Consider the following 15,042-nt stretch of genomic DNA (forward strand, 5'->3'; position numbering starts at 1 on the left):
TGTGCGCCCGCCCCGTCGTCAGCGGTGCAGGCGCACGACCGCCCAGCGGCCCTCGACCGCGACCGTGGTGATCTTCAGGTCGTTCATCTGCGAGGTCATCCCCGCCGTCTGGCCGCTGAAGGTCAAGCTCGCGCCCTCCGAATCGGAGAAGTAGGTGACCCCGTCGTCCCCGACCTCCGTGACCTGTAGCGTCCCGACCCCCGTTCCGGGCGGTCCGGGAACCTCGTCGTGGGACTTCACCAGGACCTCGCACGGGCGTTTGGCGCAAACCCGGAAACGCCTGCCGTCGGCGGCGTGTAAGGGCGGGCTGGAACTCGGCGTCGCACTCGGCGTGGCCGGCGGCGTGCTGCTCGGGGAGGTAATCGGCGCCGATGTGGACGGTTCGGCACGCCCTTCGTCCCCGCCGCCACCGCACCCGGCGGAGGTCAGCAGGAGGATCGAGATGATGATCGCGCGTCGGTACATGACGTAAGACTGACCGTGCACGCTCGGGACCCGTCCCGAAGTCGGTGAAACCCCTGGTGATCGGCCGATTACGGTCGTTCCGCGCCCCGGAGGGCGTCGGTCAACGCGCCCAGGTGGTCCGTGACCGGGCCGAGGGTGACGAGGCCGCTGGCGGCACCGGCGAGCTCACCCGCGGCGGGGGCCAGCGCCTCGCGGGCGCGGCGCATCAGCGGGCGGTCGTCCACGGCGATGGCGGCGCGGGCGGCCAGGCACCAGAGGGCCTCCTGCATGAGGTCGCGAGGCGGGTCCGGGACGCGGCGGAGCGCGGCCGCCGCGTCCCCTCGACGATCTTGCGCCAGCAGCACCAGCGGGCGCGCCCAGGGCTCGTAGGGCCCCCAGTCCAGGGCCTCGGTAGGGGCGGGCCGACCGTCCAGTACGCGCAGCGAGAGCAGGGCCAGCGGGACGAGCCCGCGCTCCAGGCCCGGCATGCCGCAGCCCTCCAGGAGTGCGGCGGCCTCCCGGTAGGCGGGCTCGGCGGGGCGTCCGGCGGCGGCGTCGCGCAGCGCCCGGTACCACCCGGTGAACACGCGCACCAGCGGCCGCTCGTGCCGCTCGGACAGCCGCTCGGCCGCGGCCGCGTGCCGGTCGGCGGCTGGAAAGTCCGCCATGCCGGAACACGCCTGAAGCCGGATGAGATGTCCGAGGATCTCGAACGCGGTCAGCCCGTGCCGCTCGGCCAGCGCGACCAGCTCGGCGCCGATCTCGTCGCGTCGCGGGGCGAGGCCCGTCCGCTCGAAGGTCTGCATGAACAGGGCGTTGAGAGCGAAGGCGAGCAGCGCCGGGTCGTCCAGCCTCCGGGCGATCGCCTCCGCCTCGCGGGCCGCCTCGGGCCCGCGCGTCGAGCGCGTCCCGCGCGATTCGAGGGCGACGGTGGCGAGGAGCCGCGCCCGGGTGGCGTCGCGGCCGGACGGGAGCGCGGTCAGCGCGCGCTCGGCGGCGGCCACGACCTGGGCGGCCTGGCGCGGGTCGTCCGAACGCGTCCAGATCGCGGGGACGTCGTAGGAGCCGATCACGCGCGCGGTCAGCTCCGGGTCGCCTAGCTCCTCGGACGCGGTGATGGCCGCCATGCGCTGCTCGCGGGCCGCCTCCAGACCGCCGCCGCCCGCGAGCGCGAGCGTCCGCAGCAGGCCGACGGTCGATTCCAGCCGGTCCCGGGAGCCGGATGCGACCGTCCGGTCATAGGCGGTGGCCGCCCGGGCCCACACGCGGGCCGCCGCGTCCGGCTCGGTGAGGTGCTCGGCGTGCCGCAGGATGTCGGTCTCCAGCTTCCGCAGCGACGGCCCCGGCTCGACCCCCAACCGCTCCACGAGAAGATCGCGTGCCCGCCGCAGCACACCCAGCGCGTCCCCCTGGCGGCCCGTCCGGTAGAGGGCCAGCGCCAGCAACCGCCACGCGTCCTCGCGCAGCGGATGCACGGCGACATGCGCCTCCAGATCCGGAATCGCCTCGGCGGCCAATCCCCCCTCCAGCCGCGCCTCCGCCAGCCGCTCGACCGCATGCAGACGAAGCTCATCAAGCCGAGAACGTTCGGCCCGCGCCCAGGGCTCATCCACGAAATCGGCGTAAGCAGGCCCACGCCACCACCCGAGCGCCTCCTCCAAACGCCCCACGGACGGATCACCCACAGCGGCCTCGAAACGCCAAGCGTCAACATCATCGGCATACAAGGCGTACCCGGGCCCCTCGGTGACCAGGACGCGCGGTCGGGCCCGCGGCGGCCGCTCGGGTTCGAGCGCGCGGCGCAACGCGGCGACGAACGTCCGCACCGCGCTCACCGCGCCGGGCGGCGGGGCCGTCCACAGGTCGTCGACCAGCGTCCCGACCGGCACGACCCGTCCCCTGGCGATGATCAGGCGGGCCAGGACCGCGCGGTGCCGCGGCCCCCGCAGATCGATCGCGTTGCCGGCGTCGTCCCAGGCCACGACCGGCCCCAGCACCCCGAACACGCCTCCACCGTATAGCGCTCATCGGACGCTCATCCGCGTCCAGAAGGCTGGTGACACCAACGGAAAGGACCGAACCACCATGGTCATCACCGGTTTCGACTACCACCGGGTCCAGGTCGCCGACGGGGTCTCGCTCAACGCGGCCGTCGGCGGGTCGGGCAGCCCGATCGTCCTCCTGCACGGCTTCCCGCAGACCCACCTGATGTGGCGGCACGTGGCCGCCGACCTCGCGGCCGACCACACGGTCATCTGCCCGGACCTGCGCGGCTACGGCGCCAGCGACAAGCCCGCGGAAACGGGCCCGGACGTCTACTCCAAGCGCACGATGGCCGCCGACATCGTCGCGCTGGCCCGCGCCCTCGGCCACGACCGCTTCGCCTTGGCCGGGCACGACCGGGGCGCCCTCGTCGCCTTCCGCGCCGGGCTCGACCACCCGGACACGATCACGCACCTGGCCTGCCTCGACGTCCTGCCGACCCTCGACATGTGGGACGCGATGCGCGGCGCGTCCGCCGCCGTCGGCTTCCACCTCTACTTGATGGCCCAGCCGCCCGGCCTCCCCGAGACGATGATCGGGGCGACCCCGGACGCGTTCTTCGGCTACTTCCTCGACCTGTGGACGAACGACCCGTCGGCGATCCCGCCCGACGTCCGCCGCGCCTACCTGGACGCGTCCCGCGCGGCGGTCCCGTCGATCGTGGCCGACTACCGCGCGTCCGCCGGAATCGACATCGCCCACGACCAGACCGACCTGGCCGCGGGCACCAAACTGCGAATGCCGGTCACCGTCGTCCAACAGGACTGGGGCGCCGCCCTCGGCTTCGACGCCGCCGCCCTATGGCGCGCCTGGGCCCCCGACCTGCACCACCAAACCGTCACCTGCGGCCACTACATGCCCGAAGAGGCCCCCACCGAAATCACCAAAACCCTCCAATCCCTCCTCACCCGCTGAGGGCTACTTCTTTTTGGGGGTGGCGCCTTGGTTCTTGACGGCCTCGATGGCGGCCTTGGCGGCGGCCGGGTCGAGGTATTCGCCGCCGCGCTTCAGGGGGGCGAAATCGTCGTCGAGTTCGTAGACGAGGGGGATACCCGTCGGGATGTTGAGGCCGACGATCTGCTCGTCGGTCACGTCGTCCAGGTGCTTGACCAGGGCGCGCAGGGAGTTGCCGTGCGCGGCCACGAGGACGGTGCGGCCGGCGGCGAGGTCGGGGACGATCGCGTCGTACCAGTAGGGCAGGAGGCGGTCGACGACGTCGGCCAGGCACTCGGTGCGCGGGATCAGTTCGGACGGGAGTTCGGCGTAGCGCAGGTCGTTGACCTGGGAGAGGGGGTCGTCGTCCTTGATGGGGGGCGGCGGGGTGTCGTAGGAGCGGCGCCAGGTCATGAACTGCTGCTCGCCGAACTCCTCGCGGGTCTGGGCCTTGTTCTTGCCCTGGAGGGCGCCGTAGTGGCGCTCGTTCAGGCGCCAGGAGCGGCGGACGGGGATCCAGAGCAGGTCCGCGACGTCCAGTGCGATGTTGGCGGTGCGGATGGCGCGTTTCAGGAGCGAGGTGTGCACCACGTCCGGGGTGATGTCGGCGTCGAGCAGCAGGTCGCCGCCCTTGGTCGCCTCGCCCTCGCCCTTCGCGGAGAGATCGACGTCCACCCAGCCGGTGAACAGCCCCTCAGCGTTCCAGACGCTCTCGCCATGCCTCAGCAGTACCAACGTCGCCATGACACCAGAGCCTAGCGGGAGGGGGTCGCTAGTCGCGGTTCGCGGGGTCGGCGAACGAGGCGAACGCTTGCAGGTTGGCGAGGCTCTCGCCCCGGCTGACCCGCCAGTCCCACTCGCGCTGGATGGACGTTTTGAACCCGCGTTCGAGGGCCTTGTCGAAGTTGTCGTCGGAGTAGGTGAGGACGCAGCCGAGGAGGCGGTCGATCTCGTCCTCGGTGACGGAGGCGAGGGGGACCCTGCCGACCAGGTGGACGTCGCCGACGTCGTCCAGGGCGAACGCCACCCCGTACATGCGGCCGTTCTTCTCCAGGAGGAACCGGTAGAAGTCGGCGTGGTTCTCGTCGGGGCGGCGGCAGAAGAACGCCTCGACGTGCAGGCTGTGGTCGCCGACGATCAGCCAGGTCATCGTGGCGAGCTTGTGCTGGCCGGGGAGCTTGACGAAGAACGCCTTCTCGCGCGGCTCGTCGTATTCGAGCTCGGCACCGTCCAGGGCCGCCCGGATCGTCTCCACCGTCGTCATGCTGTTCCCCTGCGGGGGTCGACCCCCCCGGTTCGCTTCGCTCATGCTGTGACTTCCGCTGTCAGGCGCGGGGCGCTTACAGGCTGGAGGGACATGGCTCCGGTATACACCTCGATCAGGCGGTCCACGGTGACGTCCCAGCCGAAGTTCTGCGCGTGGCGGACGGCGGCGCGCGCGAGGCGGGCGTGCAGGCCGGGCTGGGTGTGGATGCGGCGCAGGGCGGCGGCGTAGTCGGCGGGGTCGTGGCCGTCGATCAGCACGCCGGACTCGCCGTCCGCCACGGCGGTGCGCAGGCCGCCGACGCTCGCCGCGACGACGGGGGTGCCGCACGCCTGCGACTCGACGGCGACGAGGCCGAACGACTCGTTGTGGGACGGGACGACCGTGACGTCGGCGGCGCGGTACCACTCGGCGAGGACGGGCTGCGGGCTCGGCGGCTCGAACCGGACGACGTCCGCGATGCCGAGCGCGGCGGCGAGCGCCTGGAGGCCCTCGGGGCTGGAGCGCCCGCTGCCGCTCGGGCCGCCGACGACGGCGACGACGAGGCGGGAGCGCAGGGACGGGTCGTCCGCGAGCATGCGGGCGGCGGCGCGCAGCAGGACGTCGGGGGCCTTCAGCGGCTGGATCCGTCCGACGAACAGCAGGACGTAGGCGTCGCGCGGCAGGCCGAGGCGGCGGCGCGCGGGGCCGGTGCGGTGCGGGAGGAGGCCGGTACTGGCCAGCAGGGGCGACTCCGGGCGAAACCGGGACAGGTCCACACCCGGGCTGACGGTGGCGACGCGGGCGGGGTCGGCGTCGTAGAGGCCGATCAGGTCGCGGGCCTCCTCGCCGGTGTTGGCGACGAGCTGGTCGGCGGAGGCCACGACCTGCTCCTCGCCGAGCACGCGTTCCTCGGGTTCGGGCTTGTCGCCGTCGGCGAGCGCGGCGTTCTTGACCTTGGCCATCGTGTGCATCGAGTGGACGAGCGGGACGCCCCAGCGCCGCTTCGCCGCCCAGCCGGCCTGGCCGGAGAGCCAGTAGTGGGTGTGGAGGAGGTCGTAGTGGCCGGGGTCGTGGGACGCCTCGGCGCGCAGCACGCCGGAGGTGAAGCCGCACAGGTGGCGGGGCAGTTCGCCCTTGTCCAGCTCCTCGAACGGGCCGGACACGACGTGCCGGACGAGCACGCCCGGCGCCAGTTCGGCGACCGGCGGCAGGGCCCGTGAGGTGGCGCGGGTGAAGATGTCCACCTCGATCCCCCGGGCGGCCAGGCGTCGCGCGACCTCGACGATGTAGACGTTCATGCCGCCCGCGTCACCCGTACCCGGCTGGTCAAGGGGGGAAGTATGAGCACTGACCGTCGCAACTCGGTTGATACGACGCGACACCGGACACCACCTCCGACAGTGCAACCTATCCACCGGGGCGGCTGTTCCCGGCCGCCCCCGGCTGCGGGCCGATCGGCGGGGCTGGGAGGCTTGGGCGCATGCGTAAGACCGCGGTGGTGACAGGAGCAAGCAGCGGGATCGGGGCCGCCACGGCGCGGCGCCTGGCGGCGGAGGGGTTCAACGTCGTGCTCGCGGCGCGGCGGGTGGACCGGCTCGACGCGCTGGCCAAGGAGATCGCCGAGACCGTCCCGGGCGCGGGGAAGGTCGCCCCCGTCGAGCTGGACGTGACGTCGCAGGCGTCGGTGGACGCACTGGCGGCGGCGGTCGGCGGGGCCTGCCACGTGCTGGTCAACAACGCCGGCGGCGCACTCGGCCTGGACGGCGTCGCGACCGCCGACCTGGACGAATGGCGCGCGATGTACGAGACGAACGTGCTCGGGCTGGTGCGCGTCACGAAGGCGCTGCTGCCCGCGCTGGTCGGGAGCGGCGCGGGACATGTGGTGAACATCACCTCGCTCGCGGCGCACGAGCCCTACGAGGGCGGGGGCGGCTACAACGCGGCCAAGCACGCCGCGTTCGCGGTCAACGAGGTGATGCGGCTGGAGCTGGTGGCCCAGCCGGTCCGCGTCACGGAGGTCGCGCCGGGCCTGGTGAGGACGGCGGAGTTCTCGCTGGTGCGGTTCCGCGGCGACGAGGAGAAGGCCGCGAAGCCGTACGAGGGCGTCCCGGAGCCGCTGGTGGCCGACGACGTCGCGGACTGCGTGGCGTGGGCGGTCACCCGTCCGCCGCACGTGAACATCGACCGGATCGACGTCCAGCCGCGCGTGCAGGCGTCCGCGCACAAACTGCACCGCGAGCCTTAGCCCGTGATTCGGGGCCGCCTCCGCGATCGCGCGGGCGCGTAGCCGAGCGGTGGCGCCCCTCCCCAAGGGACGTGGCCAGGGCTGTAGGGCACGCCTTAAAAGACTGTCGTCCACGGAAGGGTGACCTCGCCCAGGCGCCAGCGGCGGCGGCCGCCGGGGGGCGGGGACGTGAGGACCGGGTGGGTGCGGGCGAGCAGCCGCACCGCCTCGATCCAGCGGGCGCGCGGGCCGAACGCCGAGTGCGGCGCCGCCGTCGCCCAGCAGCGGTCGAACGCCGCGAGCAGGTCGTGGACGGGTTCGCCCGGGACGTTGCGGTGGATCAGCGTCTTGGGCAGCCGCTCCGCCAGCGCCGAGGGGCGCGGGAGCGTCGGCAGGTGGGCGGCGAACGTGATCGTCTGGGGGCCGTTCCGGTCGAGCGCGGCCCAGACGGCGCGGCGGCCGATCTCGTCGCAGGTGCCCTCGACGAGGACGCCGCCGGGGGCCAGGCGCGCGCGCAGATCGTCCCAGGCGCGCCAGGCCGCGGCCTCGTCGTACTGGCGGAGGACGTTGAACGCCCTGATCAGGACGGGTGGACGCGGCACCGGCAGCTCGAATCCGCCGCGCCGGAACGTCAGCCCCTCGTGCGGGCCCGTCGCGTCCAGGAACGCCTCCCCCGCGGCGACGCGTTCCGGGTCGATCTCGATCCCGGTGACCTCAAGGCCGGGCGAGACGGCGCGGAGCCGCGCGTACAGCTCGAAGGTCGTGACCGGGGACGCGCCGTAGCCGAGGTCCACGGCCAGCGGGTGTTCCGCCGCGCGCAGCGGGGCGAGCTGGGTGGCGGCGATCCAGCGGTCCACCCGCCGCAGCCGGTTGGGCGCGGTGGTGCCCCGCGTGACCTCCCCCTGCGGCTTGCGCGTCCCGACCATCCGCCGATTCTCCCGTGAGATCTTGCCCACTGTTGCCGCCGAGCTGCGTTAATGGGTCTTTTCTGGACATGCCATCCATATGACAGTTCTCATCGCCTACGACGGTTCTGACGACGCGCGGGCCGCGGTCGAGTACGCGGCGCGGCACGTCCAGCCGGAGCCGACCGTGATCCTGACCGTCTGGGAGCCCCTGCTCATGCAGATCGCGTGGGCGCCGCTGGCCGCCGCCGCGCCGGTACCGAGCACCGACGTCGAGGACGGGCAGTACGCGGAGGAGAAGCAGGCGGAGAAGCTCGCGCAGCAGGGGGCGGAGATCGCCGCCGCCGGAGGCCTCACCGACGTCACGCCGCGCGCCGAGCGCGGAACCGGGCCGATCTGGGCCACGATCGTGGACGTCGCGGACGAGCTGGACGCCTCCCTGATCGTCACCGGCTCACGCGGCCTCGCCGGGGCCCGGTCGGTGCTGCTGGGCAGCGTGTCGACCCGCGTCCTGCACCACGTGCACCGCCCGACGCTGGTCGTCCCCCCGAAGAAGGACGAGGACTAGCCGGAGACGGCGCGCTCGAACGCGGTGTAGGCGTCCGAGGTGAACAAAACGAAACGGGCGTCCGAAACCTGGGTGGGCGTCGAGCTCACGGTGCCGACCGCGATGCGGGCGGCGTCCTCCATCGGCCAGCCGTAGATCCCGGCGGAGACGGCGGGGAAGGCGACCGAGGCGGCGCCCAGCTCGTCGGCGACGCGCAGGGACTCGCGGTAGCAGGAGACGAGCTGGTCGGAGCGGTCCTCGGACGCGGAGTACACGGGCCCGACCGTGTGGATCACCCATTTGGCGGGGAGCCTGCCGCCGGTCGTCGCGACGGCCTGGCCGGTCGGCAGGCCTCCGCCGTAGTGCGAGGCGCGCAGTCTGCGGCACTCGTCCAGGATCGCGGGGCCGCCCGCGCGGTGGATGGCGCCGTCGACGCCGCCGCCCCCGAGCAGGGACGAGTTGGCGGCGTTCACGACCGCGTCGACCTCCTGCTCGGTGATGTCGCCGCGGACCAGGCTGATCTTCATCTCGGCGCTCCTCGCTCGCCACGGGTCTGGAGAATTATCCCCCTCGGGCCACACGAAACGCACGGTGGCGGCCGACGGCGGTACGCTCGTGGCGGACGGCGCTCCGGGGGCGGTGCGCGCCGTCCGCCCCCCGCCCGCCCGCAGCCGTGGGATCTCCACCCCTGGGGCCGGGCGTGACCTGGAGAGAAGCCACTGCCTATCCTGCCGTCGAGACGACTACGAAGGCGTGAAAGTCGTGGAGGTTACCCCCTTGAAGATCCTTCTCGCCGGTGCGACCGGAGCCGTCGGGCGCCGGCTGACGCCGCTGCTCGTCCAGGCGGGCCACGAGGTCGCCGGGACGACGCGTTACGAGGCGCGCACCGCGTCCATCCGCGAGGGCGGGGCCACGCCGGTCGTCATGGACGCGCTGGACGCCACCTCCGTCCGCGAGGCCGTCGAGGCCGAGCGCCCGGACGCGATCATCCACCAGCTCACCGACCTCAGCGGTGAGGACTTCGCGGCCAACTCCCACCTGCGGATCAAGGGCACCCGCAACCTGGTCGACGCGGCGCTCGCCGCCGGCGTGGAGACCATGATCGCGCAGAGCGTCGCCTGGCTGTACGTGGCGGGCGCCGCCGCGGCGGTCGAGACCGACCCGCTCGACCCGGCGCTGCCGCCCTACTCGGGCGTCGCCGCGCTGGAGGAGGCCGTCGGCGAGATGCCGCGCGGCGTCGTGCTGCGCTACGGCGCGCTCTACGGCCCCGGCACCTGGTACGCGCCGGACGGCGCGATCGCCAAGCGGGTCCGCGCCGGGAACCTGCGGCAGACGCCCGCGTGGACGTCGTTCGTGCACGTCGACGATGCGGCCGCCGCCGCGCTCGCGGCGCTGGAGTGGCCCGCGGGCGCGGTCAACATCGTCGACGACGACCCCGCGACCACGGCCGACTGGCTGCCCGTCTACAGCGCGTCGCTCGGCGCGCCGATGCCGGGGACGGCCCGGCACGCGGCCGCCATGGGACGTCCGGCGTCCAACGCCAAGGCGCTGAGCCTCGGCTGGAAGCCGCAGGTGCCGTCGTGGCGCACGGGGTTCGCCGCGAAGGGCTGATCCCCTTTACGGGAACGTGACAAGCATCAACCGAACTGGAAAGACCGTTTCGCGAGCCCGAACCAGTAGCCGTCGACGACCGACCGCCGCCCCACCGCATCCGGCGTCTCCGAGTCGGCGCCGAGGGCCACGAACAACGGGGCGAAGTGCTCGGCACGGGGGTGCGCGATACGCGCGGCGGGGGCCTTGGCGCGAAAGTCCAGCAGGGCGTCGATGTCGCCGCCCCTGACGGCGCGGTCCGTCCAGTCGTCGAACTCCGCCGACCACGCGGGCGGCGCCGCGTCGGCGCCGGGGGCCAGCTCGCGGAGGTTGTGCGTGGTGAACCCGCTGCCCACGATGAGGATGCCCTGGTCGCGCAGCGGCGCGAGGCTCCGGCCGACCTCGAACAGCCGCCCGGGCTCCAGCGACGGCATGGACATCTGGAGCACCGGGACGTCGGCCTCCGGGAACATCTCCACCAGCGGGACGTAGGCGCCGTGGTCGAGCCCGCGCTCCTCGTCCCGCCGCACGCCGGGGACGAGCTTCTCGACGTCCTCGGCCAGTCGCGGCGCACCGGGCGCCTCGTAGCGGACGCGGTAGTAGTGCTCGGGGAAGCCCCAGAAGTCGTAGACCAGCGGCAACGTGCGGGTGGCGCTCACCGTCAGCGGCGCCTCCTCCCAGTGCGCCGACACCATCAGGATCGCCTCGGGCCTGGGCAGCTCGGCCGCCCAGCGGGCGAGTTCGGCGGTCCAGACGGCGTCGTCGGCGAGCGGCGGCGCGCCGTGGCTGAGGTAGAGCACCGGCATCCGGCTCATCAGGTCTCCCCGTGGTGAAGGCACTGCGGTCAAGGCACTGTCGATCAGGTACTTGAGAGTTCAACCATAGCTCGACTTTGCTTGAATCTTCAAGTAACCGGGTAGTCTGAGCCGTATGACCGGAACGCGGTGGCTGGACGACGACGAGCAGGAGACCTGGCGTGCCTTCCTGTGGACGTCGCGGCTGCTCAACGAGGCCCTCGACCGCCAGCTGCAACGCGACTCGGGCATGCCGCACACCTACTACATGATCCTCGCGATGCTGTCGGAGGCCCCCGGGCGGTCGCTGACGATGACCGAACTGGCGGCGATCGTCCGCTCGTCCCCGAGCCGCCTGTCGCACGCCGTCAAGCGGCTGGAGGAGGACGGCTGGGTGCGGCGCGTCAAGGACGGCGCCGACCGCCGCACCACGATCGCCGAGCTGACCGACAAGGGCATGGCCGTCCTCACCGAGGCGGCACCCGGCCATGTCGCCGAGGTCAGGCGCCACCTGTTCGCCCCGCTGACCCGCGACCAGATGCTCCAGTTCCGCGAGACCCTACGCGCGCTCCTCGACTCCCTCGACCCCGCCCGCGAGGCCCCCTGCGCCGACGGCCCCGCCGACGCCTGACCGGCGCGTCCCGCGGCGCATCGCGACGAGGTGCCGGACGAGGGCGAGCACGGCCAGCACGGCGACGAGCAGGCAGACGCCGTTCCAGCCCAGGACGCCGTAGGCGCGGACGCCGAGCCAGGACCCAAGGCTGCCGCCGAGGAACGAGCAGGTCATGTAGGCGGTGTTGAGGCGGCTGCGGGCCTCCGGCCGGAGCGCGAAGATCCGCGCCTGGTTGGCCACCTGGCCGGACTGCATGGCGACGTCGAGCAGCAGCAGCGCCAGCGTGACGCCGACCAGCCCCGTGGCCCCGCCGAGGCCGCCGGTGGCGAGCAGGGCCGCGGCGGCGACCGTGCCCAGCATGCAGACGAGCCCGACCGGGTCGGACCCGTACCGGTCGGTCATCCGTCCGGCGATCGGGGTCGCGAACATGCTGGCGGCCCCGACCAGGGCGATCAACCCGACCGCCGACGCGCCGAGGTCGTAGGCGGGCCCGGTGACCAGCAGCGCGAGGCTCGTCCACGCCGCGCTGAACCCCGCGAAGATCAGCGCCTGGTAGAGGCCGGAGCGGCGCAGGTCCGGCTCGGTGCGGAGAAGCCGGAACGTGGTCGCGAGCAGCGCCGGATAGCGGTCGGCGGACGAGGGCGTCGTCGCGGGGACGGTGAACGCCAGCACGACCGCCAGCAGCCCGACGACCACGGCCGCGACCAGGTAGGGCGCGCGCCAGCCGAACCACTGGCCGAGCCCGCCGCTGAACGAGCGGGCGAGCAGGATGCCGCCGATGAGCCCGCTGAGCAGCGTGCCGGTCACCGCGCCCCGGCGCCGCTCGGGCACCAGCCCCGCCGTCATCGGAATGATGATCTGCGGGACGACCGTCGCGACGCCGACGAGCGCGCTCGCGGCGAGCAGCACCGTAAGGCCCGGCGCGAGGCCCGCGGCCAGCAGGCCCGCCCCGGTGACGGCGAGCAGCGTGACGATCAGCCGCCGGTGCTGGAGGCGGTCGCCCAGCGGGACCAGCAGGAACACACCGGCCGCGTAGCCGAACTGCGCCGCGGTGACGACCACGGCCGCCGCGCCCTGGGACACGCCCAGGTCATCCGCGATGAGCGGGCTGATGGCCTGCGGGAAGTAGATGCCCGCGACGCCGACGCCGCAGGTCAGCGCGAGGAGCGAGATCAACCGGCGCCCAGGACCGGCCTGGACGGGATGGGGGGAGTCTGACGACACAGAAAGCCCTCTCGAAAATGAACCGGTTTAACTGGTTCAGGACGGTACCAGTCAAACCGGTTCACGAGTAGGGTCACGGCATGCCCTCCTCATCATCGGGTTTCCGCGCCGGTTCCGGGCGGCTGTGCCTGGACTTCATCCGCACGCTGCGCCATCGCGGTACCGGCGCCGAGACGGAGGAGCTGCCGGATCCGATGGCGCTGGCCGCGTGGACGAGCCGGTTCGGCCCGTGGGAGTCGGTCCCGGCGGACGCGGCCGCCGGACGCGACGGCGAGGCCAGGGAGCTTCGCGAGGCGGTGCACGCGCTGATCGCCGCCGCGCGCGGGCCGGAGGGGATCGGGCCGCCGGTCGACGCGTCCCGCGAACGCGTCAACCGGGTCGCCGCGCTCCCGCCCCCGGCACCGGCGCTGGACGGATCAGGGCACCTGGCCTGGCACGCCGACGACCCGGTGCGGGCGGTGCTCGCCCTCATCGCGCGCGACGCCGTGGACCTGGTCGGCGGGCCGGCGCTCGACCGCGTCCGCGAGTGCGCCGGGTCCGACTGCCGGGCGCTGTTCCTGGACACCTCCCGCCCCGGCACCCGCCGCTGGTGCTCGATGAACACCTGCGGCAACAAGGCGAAGAAGCAGGGCCTGCGCGAGAGGGTCGAGCACCGGCCCTGACCTCGGCCTCAGAGCTCCACGGTGCGGGTGGCGGCGTCGGGGTGGGCGGCGGCCAGCAGGCGGTCGGCCTCCTCGGCGAGGGCCGCCCGCGCCGGTTCCGGGACGGGTGTGAAGGGCGCGAGCCGCAGCGTCGCCGCGCCGCGCTTGCGCTCCATCTTCCACATGCCGTGGACGAACCCGTCCACGAGGAACGTCGCGCGGATGATCCCGTTGACCGTGAAGACCCGCTTGCGGTGCTCCTCGGTGATGACGCGCGCCCGGTCGGCGTGCGAGAGGAGCAGGTTGTCGAAGTCCGGGACGAACCGCACCGGCGCCGGGGTCTCCGGGTCCGGGCGCGGCGCCTCGGGCAGGTCGTAGAGCGTGCGCCCGTTCCCGTCCTGGAAGGCGCGGAGCTTGGGCAGCAGCCGCTCGACGACCTCGCCGAGTCGCGTCAGCCCCGACCACTGCTGGACGTCCTGGACGGACGCGGGCCCGAACGCGCCCAGGTAGCGCAGCACCATCTCGTCCACGGACGGCTCCGGATGCGGCTCGCCGAGCCACGCCTCCAGCGTCGTGTGGCGGGCGAGGCCCGAGGCGCCCCAGACGCCGCGCGGCGGAACCTGCACCAGCGGCAGCGAGCACCGGACCGCCCAGACCAGCGTGTCGATGTCGAGGTCCGGCCACCGCTCGGCGAGCAGCGTCCGCAGCTCCTTGTCGGAGCGGGGCGCCTCCTCCAGCAGCGTCCGCGCCAGGGCGACGACGGGCGCGAGGTCGACCTCGCGCAGCGGCACGGCGCGCGGGCTCTTGAGGTAGTTGTCCAGCAGCACCTGGGTCAGCGGCCGCAGCGCGCGGGCGTCCCGGGCGCTGACCAGGTGCAACGTGCCGCGCATCAGGACGATCCGCGCCGCCCGCCGCTCGGTCATCAGCGCGGACAGCTCGCCGAAGTCGAAGTCCTCCAGCCGGCTCCACAACCCGACGTAGGGCGGGTTCGGCGCCTGGGACTGCATTCCGACCAGGTGCTCGATCGCGTCGAGCGCGGGCATCGCGTGGCGGTCGAGCAGCAGCTGCCGCGCCAGCAGGGCCCGGTTGAGCGCGCGCCGTCCGAGGACCTCAGTCGTCATAGCGGCCCCGCAGCTCCTGCCAGGTGGGCGGCGGGCCCGGCAGCTCGGCCGCGTCGGTGAGGCGCAGCGCGTCCAGCATCAGCGCGAGGTAGCGGTGCTGCAACCGGTTCATCCGCGCGTCGTCGCCGATCCGGATCGTGTGCAGGTGCTCCAGCAGGACGGAGATGTCGCCGACCTCGATCTCGGGACGCAGCACGCCCGCCTCCTTCGCCCGGGTGAGCAGCCGCTGCGTCGCCTGGTGGATCTCCCGGCCCTTCTCGCTCATGGCCTCGGTCACCTCGAACGTGCCCGCGAGCCGCATCGTGAGGGACCCGGCGCCGATGTCGAGGCAGCGGCGCATGAACCCGGCGAACGCCTCCCACGGGTCGCCCACGTCGGCGAGCGCGGCCTCGACCTCGGCGAGGTAGCGGTCCATGCCGTCGTCGGCGAGCCGCTGGAGCAGGTCCTCCTTGCTCTTGTAGCGGCGGTAGAGCGCGCTGATCCCAACCCCGGCGTGCTCGGCGACGGCGGAGATCGGCGCGCCGGGATCGGCGGTGAACACCGCCCGCGCCGCGTCCCGGATCAGCTCGTCGTTGCGCGCCGCCTGCGCCTTGCGCCCGCTCATGGGCGCCCGTGTGGAGGTCTCCATGCCGTCCAGCATACGGGAACGAACCATTCCGTTCTACGGTCGGACGGGAAGGCGACCCGGCTTGGACCGTGCCCACCAGCGTGACCAGG

General features: G+C 73.3%; 17 protein-coding genes. 6 read left to right on the top strand and 11 right to left on the bottom strand.

Features of this window, described 5'->3' with window-relative positions; genetic code table 11:
- Positions 1-18: 18 nt before the first annotated feature.
- Both K2F47_RS29295 and K2F47_RS29300 read right to left on the bottom strand, forming a co-directional pair.
- A complete protein-coding gene (locus K2F47_RS29295) occupies positions 19-240 on the bottom strand; it encodes a hypothetical protein (protein ID WP_242908936.1) in 222 nt (73 codons plus the stop codon).
- Between the two features lie 293 nt (positions 241-533).
- Complete coding sequence (locus K2F47_RS29300) at positions 534-2,450, bottom strand: AfsR/SARP family transcriptional regulator (protein WP_242908939.1); 1,917 nt, start codon at positions 2,448-2,450, stop codon at positions 534-536.
- Between the two features lie 79 nt (positions 2,451-2,529).
- On the opposite strand from K2F47_RS29300, the gene K2F47_RS29305 reads away from it, so the two are divergent.
- The gene (locus K2F47_RS29305) at positions 2,530-3,402 is read left to right on the top strand and encodes an alpha/beta fold hydrolase (protein WP_242908941.1); all 873 of its coding nucleotides are present in this window, start codon (positions 2,530-2,532) and stop codon (positions 3,400-3,402) included.
- A 3-nt stretch (positions 3,403-3,405) separates the two neighbouring features.
- Here the strand turns inward: K2F47_RS29305 and K2F47_RS29310 are convergent, their stop codons facing one another.
- Genes K2F47_RS29310 through mshA form a run of 3 tightly spaced genes read right to left on the bottom strand, consistent with a single transcriptional unit; the run spans position 3,406 to position 6,048 of the window.
- Positions 3,406-4,164 carry a phosphoglyceromutase gene (locus K2F47_RS29310; protein ID WP_242908943.1) on the bottom strand — a complete coding sequence of 253 codons (759 nt, stop codon included), beginning with the start codon at positions 4,162-4,164 and terminating at the stop codon, positions 3,406-3,408.
- Between the two features lie 28 nt (positions 4,165-4,192).
- Positions 4,193-4,684 carry a type III secretion system chaperone family protein gene (locus tag K2F47_RS29315; RefSeq protein ID WP_242908945.1) on the bottom strand — a complete coding sequence of 164 codons (492 nt, stop codon included), beginning with the start codon at positions 4,682-4,684 and terminating at the stop codon, positions 4,193-4,195.
- A gap of 41 nt (positions 4,685-4,725) precedes the next feature.
- On the bottom strand, positions 4,726-6,048 hold the full coding sequence (gene mshA, locus K2F47_RS29320) for a D-inositol-3-phosphate glycosyltransferase (RefSeq protein WP_242908947.1): 1,323 nt from the start codon (positions 6,046-6,048) through the stop codon (positions 4,726-4,728).
- 98 nt (positions 6,049-6,146) lie between these two features.
- On the opposite strand from mshA, the gene K2F47_RS29325 reads away from it, so the two are divergent.
- The gene (locus K2F47_RS29325) at positions 6,147-6,911 is read left to right on the top strand and encodes an SDR family NAD(P)-dependent oxidoreductase (RefSeq protein WP_242908949.1); all 765 of its coding nucleotides are present in this window, start codon (positions 6,147-6,149) and stop codon (positions 6,909-6,911) included.
- 95 nt (positions 6,912-7,006) lie between these two features.
- Here K2F47_RS29325 and K2F47_RS29330 read toward each other — a convergent pair whose 3' ends face one another.
- Entirely contained in the window at positions 7,007-7,816 is an 810-nt protein-coding gene (locus tag K2F47_RS29330) for a class I SAM-dependent methyltransferase (RefSeq protein ID WP_242908951.1), read from the bottom strand.
- Between the two features lie 79 nt (positions 7,817-7,895).
- Between K2F47_RS29330 and K2F47_RS29335 the strand changes: the two genes are divergently transcribed.
- Positions 7,896-8,363 (top strand): universal stress protein, encoded by a 468-nt coding sequence (locus K2F47_RS29335; RefSeq protein WP_242908953.1) that lies wholly within the window; start codon positions 7,896-7,898, stop codon positions 8,361-8,363.
- Here K2F47_RS29335 and K2F47_RS29340 read toward each other — a convergent pair.
- The gene (locus tag K2F47_RS29340) at positions 8,360-8,869 is read right to left on the bottom strand and encodes an O-acetyl-ADP-ribose deacetylase (RefSeq protein WP_242908955.1); all 510 of its coding nucleotides are present in this window, start codon (positions 8,867-8,869) and stop codon (positions 8,360-8,362) included. The two genes, K2F47_RS29335 and K2F47_RS29340, sit on opposite strands and share 4 nt — an antisense overlap.
- A gap of 250 nt (positions 8,870-9,119) precedes the next feature.
- On the opposite strand from K2F47_RS29340, the gene K2F47_RS29345 reads away from it, so the two are divergent.
- Entirely contained in the window at positions 9,120-9,953 is an 834-nt protein-coding gene (locus tag K2F47_RS29345) for an NAD-dependent epimerase/dehydratase family protein (RefSeq protein WP_242908957.1), read from the top strand.
- A 26-nt stretch (positions 9,954-9,979) separates the two neighbouring features.
- Here K2F47_RS29345 and K2F47_RS29350 read toward each other — a convergent pair whose 3' ends face one another.
- A complete protein-coding gene (locus K2F47_RS29350; protein ID WP_242908959.1) occupies positions 9,980-10,747 on the bottom strand; it encodes a dioxygenase family protein in 768 nt (255 codons plus the stop codon).
- A gap of 115 nt (positions 10,748-10,862) precedes the next feature.
- On the opposite strand from K2F47_RS29350, the gene K2F47_RS29355 reads away from it, so the two are divergent.
- On the top strand, positions 10,863-11,357 hold the full coding sequence (locus K2F47_RS29355) for a MarR family winged helix-turn-helix transcriptional regulator (RefSeq protein ID WP_242908961.1): 495 nt from the start codon (positions 10,863-10,865) through the stop codon (positions 11,355-11,357).
- Here the strand turns inward: K2F47_RS29355 and K2F47_RS29360 are convergent.
- Positions 11,286-12,563 carry an MFS transporter gene (locus K2F47_RS29360; protein ID WP_242908963.1) on the bottom strand — a complete coding sequence of 426 codons (1,278 nt, stop codon included), beginning with the start codon at positions 12,561-12,563 and terminating at the stop codon, positions 11,286-11,288. The genes K2F47_RS29355 and K2F47_RS29360 overlap by 72 nt on opposite strands.
- Positions 12,564-12,643: 80 nt before the next feature.
- Here K2F47_RS29360 and K2F47_RS29365 point away from each other — a divergent pair, with 80 nt between their 5' ends.
- Positions 12,644-13,225, top strand: coding sequence for a CGNR zinc finger domain-containing protein (locus K2F47_RS29365; protein ID WP_242908965.1), 582 nt, complete (start codon positions 12,644-12,646; stop codon positions 13,223-13,225).
- 8 nt (positions 13,226-13,233) lie between these two features.
- On the opposite strand, the gene K2F47_RS29370 is transcribed toward K2F47_RS29365, so the two are convergent.
- Both K2F47_RS29370 and K2F47_RS29375 read right to left on the bottom strand, forming a co-directional pair.
- Positions 13,234-14,325: a winged helix DNA-binding domain-containing protein gene (locus K2F47_RS29370; RefSeq protein WP_242908967.1), complete on the bottom strand. Its 1,092-nt coding sequence runs from the start codon at positions 14,323-14,325 to the stop codon at positions 13,234-13,236.
- Positions 14,315-14,953 (bottom strand): TetR/AcrR family transcriptional regulator, encoded by a 639-nt coding sequence (locus K2F47_RS29375; protein WP_242908969.1) that lies wholly within the window; start codon positions 14,951-14,953, stop codon positions 14,315-14,317. The genes K2F47_RS29370 and K2F47_RS29375 overlap by 11 nt, the downstream gene beginning before the upstream one ends.
- Positions 14,954-15,042: the final 89 nt, after the last annotated feature.

Origin of the sequence: Actinomadura terrae, assembly GCF_022751215.1 — a bacterium.
GTDB lineage: Bacteria > Actinomycetota > Actinomycetes > Streptosporangiales > Streptosporangiaceae > Spirillospora > Spirillospora terrae.

What these genes read in the sequence shown, in the direction of transcription:
- K2F47_RS29305 (WP_242908941.1), top strand. Translation starts at nt 2,530, where the DNA reads ATGGTCATCACCGGTTTCGACTACCACCGGGTCCAGGTCGCCGACGGG.
- K2F47_RS29310 (WP_242908943.1), bottom strand. Translation starts at nt 4,164, where the DNA reads ATGGCGACGTTGGTACTGCTGAGGCATGGCGAGAGCGTCTGGAACGCT.
- K2F47_RS29315 (WP_242908945.1), bottom strand. Translation starts at nt 4,684, where the DNA reads ATGACGACGGTGGAGACGATCCGGGCGGCCCTGGACGGTGCCGAGCTC.
- K2F47_RS29325 (WP_242908949.1), top strand. Translation starts at nt 6,147, where the DNA reads ATGCGTAAGACCGCGGTGGTGACAGGAGCAAGCAGCGGGATCGGGGCC.
- K2F47_RS29330 (WP_242908951.1), bottom strand. Translation starts at nt 7,816, where the DNA reads ATGGTCGGGACGCGCAAGCCGCAGGGGGAGGTCACGCGGGGCACCACC.
- K2F47_RS29335 (WP_242908953.1), top strand. Translation starts at nt 7,896, where the DNA reads ATGACAGTTCTCATCGCCTACGACGGTTCTGACGACGCGCGGGCCGCG.
- K2F47_RS29340 (WP_242908955.1), bottom strand. Translation starts at nt 8,869, where the DNA reads ATGAAGATCAGCCTGGTCCGCGGCGACATCACCGAGCAGGAGGTCGAC.
- K2F47_RS29350 (WP_242908959.1), bottom strand. Translation starts at nt 10,747, where the DNA reads ATGAGCCGGATGCCGGTGCTCTACCTCAGCCACGGCGCGCCGCCGCTC.
- K2F47_RS29355 (WP_242908961.1), top strand. Translation starts at nt 10,863, where the DNA reads ATGACCGGAACGCGGTGGCTGGACGACGACGAGCAGGAGACCTGGCGT.
- K2F47_RS29365 (WP_242908965.1), top strand. Translation starts at nt 12,644, where the DNA reads ATGCCCTCCTCATCATCGGGTTTCCGCGCCGGTTCCGGGCGGCTGTGC.
- K2F47_RS29370 (WP_242908967.1), bottom strand. Translation starts at nt 14,325, where the DNA reads ATGACGACTGAGGTCCTCGGACGGCGCGCGCTCAACCGGGCCCTGCTG.
- K2F47_RS29375 (WP_242908969.1), bottom strand. Translation starts at nt 14,953, where the DNA reads ATGGAGACCTCCACACGGGCGCCCATGAGCGGGCGCAAGGCGCAGGCG.